The sequence below is a fragment of the Bradyrhizobium sp. P5_C11_2 genome, assembly GCF_054049755.1.
Window position 1 is genome coordinate 1 of record NZ_JBFULT010000370.1, and the last position, 7,581, is coordinate 7,581.

General features: G+C 63.8%; 7 protein-coding genes. 3 read left to right on the plus strand and 4 right to left on the minus strand.

Going from position 1 to position 7,581, the window contains the following annotated elements; all coding sequences use genetic code 11:
- Positions 1-1,209 (minus strand): hypothetical protein (locus ACXJL8_RS27845; protein WP_456685945.1); only part of this gene is annotated, 1,209 nt, incomplete at its 3' end.
- A 14-nt stretch (positions 1,210-1,223) separates the two neighbouring features.
- Between ACXJL8_RS27845 and ACXJL8_RS27850 the strand changes: the two genes are divergently transcribed.
- Positions 1,224-1,535: an MmyB family transcriptional regulator gene (locus tag ACXJL8_RS27850; RefSeq protein ID WP_456620102.1), complete on the plus strand. Its 312-nt coding sequence runs from the start codon at positions 1,224-1,226 to the stop codon at positions 1,533-1,535.
- 66 nt (positions 1,536-1,601) lie between these two features.
- Here ACXJL8_RS27850 and ACXJL8_RS27855 read toward each other — a convergent pair whose 3' ends face one another.
- Positions 1,602-2,600, minus strand: a complete 999-nt coding sequence (locus ACXJL8_RS27855) for an alpha/beta hydrolase (RefSeq protein ID WP_456620101.1) — start codon at positions 2,598-2,600, stop codon at positions 1,602-1,604.
- 231 nt (positions 2,601-2,831) lie between these two features.
- Here ACXJL8_RS27855 and ACXJL8_RS27860 point away from each other — a divergent pair, with 231 nt between their 5' ends.
- Complete coding sequence (locus tag ACXJL8_RS27860) at positions 2,832-5,687, plus strand: ATP-binding protein (RefSeq protein ID WP_456620100.1); 2,856 nt, start codon at positions 2,832-2,834, stop codon at positions 5,685-5,687.
- A 104-nt stretch (positions 5,688-5,791) separates the two neighbouring features.
- On the opposite strand, the gene ACXJL8_RS27865 is transcribed toward ACXJL8_RS27860, so the two are convergent.
- Both ACXJL8_RS27865 and ACXJL8_RS27870 read right to left on the minus strand, forming a co-directional pair.
- The gene (locus ACXJL8_RS27865) at positions 5,792-6,046 is read right to left on the minus strand and encodes a DUF3551 domain-containing protein (RefSeq protein ID WP_456620099.1); all 255 of its coding nucleotides are present in this window, start codon (positions 6,044-6,046) and stop codon (positions 5,792-5,794) included.
- Between the two features lies 1 nt (position 6,047).
- Positions 6,048-6,344, minus strand: coding sequence for a DUF3551 domain-containing protein (locus tag ACXJL8_RS27870; RefSeq protein WP_456620098.1), 297 nt, complete (start codon positions 6,342-6,344; stop codon positions 6,048-6,050).
- A gap of 256 nt (positions 6,345-6,600) precedes the next feature.
- On the opposite strand from ACXJL8_RS27870, the gene ACXJL8_RS27875 reads away from it, so the two are divergent.
- Entirely contained in the window at positions 6,601-7,320 is a 720-nt protein-coding gene (locus tag ACXJL8_RS27875; RefSeq protein WP_456620097.1) for an outer membrane protein, read from the plus strand.
- Positions 7,321-7,581 lie beyond the last annotated feature (261 nt).

Below are 7,581 nucleotides of genomic sequence, written 5' to 3' on the forward strand. Positions count from 1 at the left end.
GGCCGGCCAGGGACCTTTCGGCTTGGCCGCGACCGACGAGCACGCCGCCGCAAGCTGAGTTCGCATCGACGCCAGGCCCGTCAGGTCGATGTCAAATTTCGTGACATCCACCTTTTCGTCCGGCATCGGCGTGGTCCGCCGGACATGGAGGGAGCGGGACGCCATGATCGCCTTGACCATGTCAGGGTCGATACTGCCGCTCCACATCTCGTACTTCGCGGCTCGCACCGGAAAACCTCCGGCTTCCTGGTCCTTGTCGGCGTCCGCGGTCATCATGATCGTACTTTTGCCGACGCTCGCCTCGTCGATCTCGCCCGCGAACATCAGGGGCACACGATTCCTGGTGTCGCAAAACATGCGCCACTCCATCGTCCGGAACGAAGAGCCGCTCTCCTGCTTCATCACCGCAATCTTGCTGATGAACGGCCGCGTTGCCTTTTCCAGCCTCCACATCCCTTCGGCAAACGCTCGCGTGTCGATTCCGAAACGATAGAGCTCGGCTCGCGTCAGCATATGCAGGTTTTCGAACTTCACCGTCCGGATGAGATTGTCGAGCTCGCGGCTGATCCCCATCGCTGCGATGAATGCGGCGCGGTCGCGTTCGGCATTCGCGATCCGGCGCTGCCTGTATTCCGCGACCGCCTGCGGAGCTGGATGCCCGTGAAAGACGAGGACCAGCCTGGAGTTATGGACCGCCAGCGCGGCGTCGGGAGCCACCTCGCGTGATGTCGCCCCGAGAAACAGGTAACCGCAGGCCGAGTTGCACATCGCATGGTAGGTCGTGAGCTCCGCCTCGACCTCGCCGCTTGCGGCCTTCGTCTTCAGGCACGCGGCGTCCACCTGCGTGCCCGCGGCGCATGCCGTCGCAATGGTCCGGCCAACCCGGGCGACCGCCTTGCGACTGCGCAGCAACCGCCCGATGACGTAGGATTGTTCCACGTTTCCGCCGGGCGAGTGGAGGTAGATCGGACGCTGCGTGTCCTTGACGCCGGCGAGGAAGCGGCGAATGCGCGGCGCCGCGTCCTGATCGATCTCKCCCTCGATGGCGATCCAGCGGTCGCAGCCCGGCCCGCACGCGTCAGCTGCCCCCTTGGCAAGATAGATCGTCAGCCTGGACGCAAATCCGGCTTTCTCCGCCGGCGCTCCCTCTGCACGCAATGCGCCCGGGATCGACAGCAAGGCCACGAGAAACAAAATACGGGCGAGCATGAAACGATGGACCGGTGAATAATCGGTACGGACGTTACACGATCATTGGGGCGGTCACAACTTTCGGTGGCACGGCGGAGCGCCGCTTATTTCGCAATGCCGGCTGGCGCGGCTGCGGCGGGGCAGTCCCGGAATTCGTCAAATGGTGGGAAGCGCACGAAATCCGCAGCACCGCCTCGGGCCGCAAGACCATGTCGCACCCCACCAAGGGCGTGCTGCATTTCGAGCACACGAGATTCCAGGCCAATGACGACCCGGTGCTGAAACTCGTGATCTACCTTCCGGTCTCGGGCGGAGACTCACGAGGGCTAGGCACTAGCGTCTGACGGCCACGTTGAAGCAACCCGATGACGCGGCGGCAAAATGCGCCCGCCGCGTCATAGTCGCACCAGCTAATGCGTTGCCAGTTCGAGGTGCCGGCGCAGGCCGGCATTGATCTGGTCGATCGCGGCCTCGGTCGAGGGCACATGGCGCAACGCGTTCAGCGCCACGAAATCGTGAATCGTGCCGTTGTAGCGGACCGCATCGACGCTGACACCCGCCTCCTTCAGCTTGCGGGCATAGGCTTCCCCTTCGTCGCGCAGCGGATCGTTCTCCGCGGTGATGACAAGCGCCGGCGGCAACCCCTTGAGTTCGCTGGTGCTGGCGCGAAGCGGCGACACATAAGGATTGTCGCGGGTTTTCGCGTCGGGCGCGTAGAGGTCCCAGCCGTATTTCATGAATGCGCGCGTCAGGAAGCGGCCGGTCCCGTAAGCGTGGTAGGACGGCGTATCGACGCTCGCGTCGGTCGCCGGAATCAGCAGCACCTGGTAGCTGATTCTGGGGCCGCTGCGATCCTTGGTCATCAAGGAGAGCGCGGCACTCATGTTGCCGCCGACCGAGTTACCGGCAATCGCGATCCGGCTACCGTCCGCGCCAAGCTCCTGTGCATGGCCGCCGACCCACTTCAATGCCGCGTAGCATTCTTCCAGCTGGGTCGGGAATTTGGCCTGCGGCAGCGGCGTATATTCGACGAACACGCCGACCAGTCCGGTGCCGGCCACGAGATCGCGCAGCAGGCGCTGATGGTTCTGGAAATTGCCGACGATCCAGACACCGCCATGGATGAAGAACAACACGCCGGGATTGCTGCTCATTTGCGCGGGCTTCATAATGTAGAGCTTCACCTTGCGGCCTTCCTGGTCGATCGTTCGCTCGCTGGTTGTCACGCCGGTCATGTCGACATCCGTCTGCGATTGCAGCGCGGTGAGAATTTCCTGCGGCTTCGGCTGAGGAAGCTCCCAGAACGGTTTGGAGTCCTTGTTTATGCTGGCGAGGAAGGCGCGAACCTGCGGATCGATCCGCGGGTCGGTGGCGGCGTTGGGCTCTGCGGCGAGGGCTGCCTGTGTCATCATGCTTGCTCCGAGTGTGAGGGCTGCGAGTTTTCGAATTCGGTTCATGGGAATGGATCCTTGTCTGACGGCAATTGTCCGCGATGTTCGGGGCCGTCGACGCACCCGGCTGTGCGACCGCGCAACGGCCCTTCTCACCGCCAGGACGAGCGTTTAAGCTGGTTTGGTGCGTCAATTCCCTGAGTCAGAACTGAGAAGTTCTGAGGATTGCGCGAGCCCGCGGAGACGGCGATGGCAGAACAGGGCCCACGCGCCGTGTACGCGGCGAACGAGTGGGAAATCGATCTTGGCCGGCGCGAGTTGCGGTGCCGAGGTGTCTCCGTTCCCATTGGCAGCCGCGCATTCGAGATATTTGAGATTCTCGTCGAGGCGGGTGGAGAGCTCGTCAGCAAATACCACCTCATCGATCGCGTGTGGCCGGGCGCGGTGGTCGAGGAAAACACTCTCCACTTCCACATCTCCGCCATTCGCAAGGCGTTGGGCGTTGACCGGGCGCTGCTCAACACGGTCTCCGGCCGCGGCTATCGCATGCTCGGCAATTGGACTATCCGGCAGGCAAGCAAGCCGGAGCATCGGACCGATCATTCGGAACGCAAGCCGAGGCAGGCGTTTCGATCCAACGTGCCGATGGCCGGATCGGCCCTGATCGGCCGGAGCGCAGCCACGCAGCATCTGCTCAATGTCTTGTCGGCCTATCGCCTCGTCACGTTGACCGGGCCCGGTGGGATCGGAAAGAGTGCGCTGGCGCTGGARGTCGCGCGCAGCCTGTTTCCGACATTCGAGGGTGACTGCTGGCTTGTCGAACTGGCTTCACTGTCCGACCCTGGGCTGGTTCCGTCCGCGGTCGTGCCCGTCCTGGGGCTGAAGATCGGCGGCACCGTGATTTCCGCCGAAGCTGTCGCCCGGGCCATCGGCGGCGAGAAACTCCTGCTTGTGCTCGACAATTGCGAGCATCTCGCTGACGCGGCGGCGAGCCTCGCGGAAGCCTTGGTCCGCATGTGCCCGAATGCGTCCGTGCTGGCGACGAGCCGGGAGATCCTGCGGAGCGAGGGCGAGTATGTCTATCGCGTTCCACCGCTGGATGTGCCGCCGCCACGTCTCGAGAGCGCGGTCAATGTCGACGAATACAGCTCCGTCCAGCTCTTCACCACCCGGTTGATGGCGCTCCACTCCGGCTTTTCGGCGAGCGCGGAAAACCTGCCGCTGATTGCCTCGATCTGCCGGCGGCTCGACGGCATCCCGCTTGCCATCGAGTTTGCGGCGGCGCGTGTCGCGGTGCTGGGACTTCAGCAGGTCGCCGAGCGCCTGAACAACCGCTTCAGCCTGCTGACGGCCGGCCGCCGCACGGCGCTGCCGCGGCACCAGACCCTGCGTGCGACGCTGGACTGGAGCTACGAACTGTTGCCGGACGCGGAGCGGACGCTGCTGCAGCGGCTTTCGATTTTCGTGGGCGGATTCACGTTCGAGGCGGCGACCGCCGTGATGGGCGACACCGGCGCGACCGACTCCGCGGTTGCCGAAGGCATTGCGAGCCTGGCGGCCAAATCGCTGGTGTCGCTGGACACGTCGGTGGCGTCGGGCCGCTGGCGATTGCTTGAAACCACCCGGGCCTACGGGCTCGACAAGCTGGACGAGACCGGTGCAACGGACCAGGTGGCTCGTCGCCACACCGAGTTCTTCCGCAGTCTGTTCGCGCCGGCCGCGGTGAGTCCGCGTGTGGCCCTCGACGATCTGCCCCACTACATCAGGGACATCGACAATCTGCGCGCCGCGCTCGATTGGGCGTTCTCCCGCGGTAATAGCGATGGCGGCTTGCGCATCGGACTTGCCGTGGCCGCCGCGCCCGTTCTGCTCGCGACGTCGATGCTGCCCGAATGTCATCGCTGGTCGGAGCGGGCGATTCTCGTTCTTGGCGATGACAGGCGCGGCACCGCTGAAGAAATGCGGCTTCAGGCAGGCCTCGGCTATTCGCTGATGTTTATCCAGGGCGGAAGCGACGCGGCGCGTGCCGCACTGGACCGAAGCCTCCTCATCGCCGAAGAACGTGGCGACATCCTCTACCAGATGTGGCTGATGGTTTCGCTGAACATCTTTCACTCGCGCAAGGGCAACTTCACGATAGCGCTGCAATACGCAAGACGCGGTTCGGCCACGGCCACAATCTTGGGCGACCCGGCGGCAATCGCGCTGGCCCAATTCGGCCTCGGAAATTCACTCCACTTTATCGGCGACCTCGGCGGCGCCAGCGCCGAGCTGGAGGCGGCGCTTCTTCATCGGCCGCGCTCACCGCAGAGCGGCACGACCTATCTCGGCTATGACTACGATATTCTGGCTGCGATCGCCCTGGCAAATACGCTGTGCCTGCAGGGCCATCCGGATCAGGCCGTCGAGCGCGCACGCCGGACAATCAAAGACGCCGAGCGGATCGACGATCCGATCGTTCTGTCCATCGTGTTGCGGCATGCCGTGCTGCTGTTCCTCTGGATCGGCGACCTGCCCTACGCCGAGGAGCTCATCGACTGGTACATCTCGAACGCCCGCTCGCATTCCCTGGCGCCGCAGATCGCGGCCGGGCGCGGCCTCAAGGGGGAGCTGACCATCCGCCGCGGCAACGCACAGGGTGGAGTCGATTTCCTGCAAGGCTGCCTGGAGGAGCTTCGCGCAACGCATTATGGACTGATGATCTCGGCCTTCCACATTTCGCTCGCGGAAGGACTGGCCGCGACCGGACGATTTGCCGAGAGCATGAGAACGGCCGACGACGGCATCAATCTGGTCGAGACCAACGGGGACATGATCAACATGCCCGAGTTGCTGCGCGTAAAGGGTACCGTTCTCTTCTCGATGCCAAAGCCGCGCGTCGACGAGGCTGAAGCGAGCCTCATCCATTCGCTCGAGCTGAGCCGCAAGCAGGGCGCGCGCGCCAGTGAGCTGCGCGCCGCCATCGATCTGGCAAGGCTGATGGAGGCACAAGGCCGGCGCGAGGATGCTCGCGCGCTGCTGCAACCGGTCTACGACCAGTTCGATGAGGGCCTGGACACCGCAGACCTGAAGTCTGCGGCACGCCTGTTGGCGACGTTGCGGTAGCGTCGAACGGGGGGGCTGGCCGTCATTTCAGACTGCGGACAAGATCCGCGATAACGCTGCTATTCAGGGGGCAGCGGATCTTGCGCGAGCCTGATGGGGAGGCGCTAGTCGGCGCGCCTCGCCCGCCGTCCGCCCGTCGGTTTCCCGTGCGCAAAATACGGGTTCACGACACAGGTCGCGGAGCGGCCGACGGCGAGATATCTGCATTGCTCCAGCGAGGCGTAGCGGCAGTCGAAATAGCCGACTTGGCCGTAGATCTGCATGCAGACGGGATAGCTCGGATCATAGGTCTGCGCGCGCGCAGGGACGCTCGCGACGGCCACGCCGATCGCGACGAGGGCGAGGCGAGCGCCGCGCATCTCAGCGCGTCCAATAGCCGGCCGAATAGCCGGGCGTCTGCGCGCGCGGACGATTCTGGTAGGCGTAGGGATCGTCGCTCTGGCCTGCGAAATATGGATTCGCGATGCAGGTCAGCGCGCGGCCCGACGAACTCGCCTGACACTGCGCGTAACTGTCGAACGTGCAGTTGCTCAGCCCCGGCCATTCATCGCCCGTGAGGCAGAACGCATGATGGGTGCCGAAGGCGCGCGCCGGCGTGCTTGCGCTCAGCGCGAGCGCAAATGTGGCGACAATGGGGAGGGCAAACAGTCCACGCATCTTCTTCGATTCTCCAATCACACGATCGTGCGCGCTTCGTTGTCTGGGCGCTTATGTCGCGAATGTGTGTAGAAGACATTGGATACGCTGAAAACTCTTGTTTCAAAGGGTTTCCAGCGCGCGCTGCTAAACGTTCGTTAATGTTGCGCGGCCCTTTGGACCGCACTGTTGCGTCGAGGTTACAGCAATTCCGTCGATCGCTGCTAAGACGACGCCACGGCCCGGGGGCCTACTGAAGAACTGGAACGGGAAAAAAATGAAGAAGAGTTTGTTGCTTGTCACTGCGAGCCTTGTCGCGATCAGCGCGGCTGCTCCGGCGATGGCTGCTGATCTCGCGGCGCGGCCTTACACCAAGGCGCCTGCGATGGTCGCGACGATTTACGACTGGAGCGGCTTCTACATCGGCATCAACGGCGGTGGCGGTTCCGCGCATTCGACCTGGGATCTGGTCGGCGGTGGCCGCGAGGGTTCGCACGACGCGACCGGTGGCACGGTCGGTGGTCAGATCGGCTATCGCTTCCAGTCCGGCCAGTGGGTGTTCGGCGTGGAAGGCCAGGGCAACTGGGCCGACTTCTCCGGCGACAACACCAGCGCGCTGTTCGCGACCCGCAACCGCTCCAAGATCGACTCGTTCGGTCTGATCACCGGTCAGGTCGGTTACGCCTGGAACAACGTGCTCGTCTACGTCAAGGGCGGTGCGGCTGTGGCTGGCGGCAAGTACGAAGTCTTGACCACGGGCGGCGCGCTGCTGTCCTCGAACGACCAGACCCGTTGGGGTGGCACGGTCGGCGCCGGCATCGAGTACGGCTTCGCGCCGAACTGGTCGGTTGGTGTCGAGTACAACCACATCTTCCTGCAGGACAAGGATGTCACCTTCGCGCTGGTGCCCTCGACCGACCGTATCCGTCAGGACGTCGACATGGGCCTCGTCCGCCTGAACTACAAGTTCGGCGGCCCGATGATCGCCCGCTACTGAGACCGATCGCTCCTTTCGAGCGGTTGAGCAAAGCCCCGGCTTCGGCCGGGGCTTTTTTGTTGTGATCATTCAGCGAGTTAACCATCGCGCGTCGAGATCGCCGAGACGGCTTGACTCCCGAGAACGAAATGAGAACAATGTTCTTCATACGTTCTAGCGAGGGAGTAAGCCATGTTCAGGATTTTCGTGGAAGAAGCCGCCGCACTGGCGTCGATCACGTTGTTCGTCGGGATGATCGCGATCTGGGCCCAGGTGATACCC

Excerpts from the sequence above, each read along its gene's own strand:
- ACXJL8_RS27875 (WP_456620097.1), top strand. The coding sequence starts at position 6,601 with ATGAAGAAGAGTTTGTTGCTTGTCACTGCGAGCCTTGTCGCGATCAGC.
- ACXJL8_RS27855 (WP_456620101.1), bottom strand. The coding sequence starts at position 2,600 with ATGACACAGGCAGCCCTCGCCGCAGAGCCCAACGCCGCCACCGACCCG.
- ACXJL8_RS27865 (WP_456620099.1), bottom strand. The coding sequence starts at position 6,046 with ATGCGCGGCGCTCGCCTCGCCCTCGTCGCGATCGGCGTGGCCGTCGCG.
- ACXJL8_RS27870 (WP_456620098.1), bottom strand. The coding sequence starts at position 6,344 with ATGCGTGGACTGTTTGCCCTCCCCATTGTCGCCACATTTGCGCTCGCG.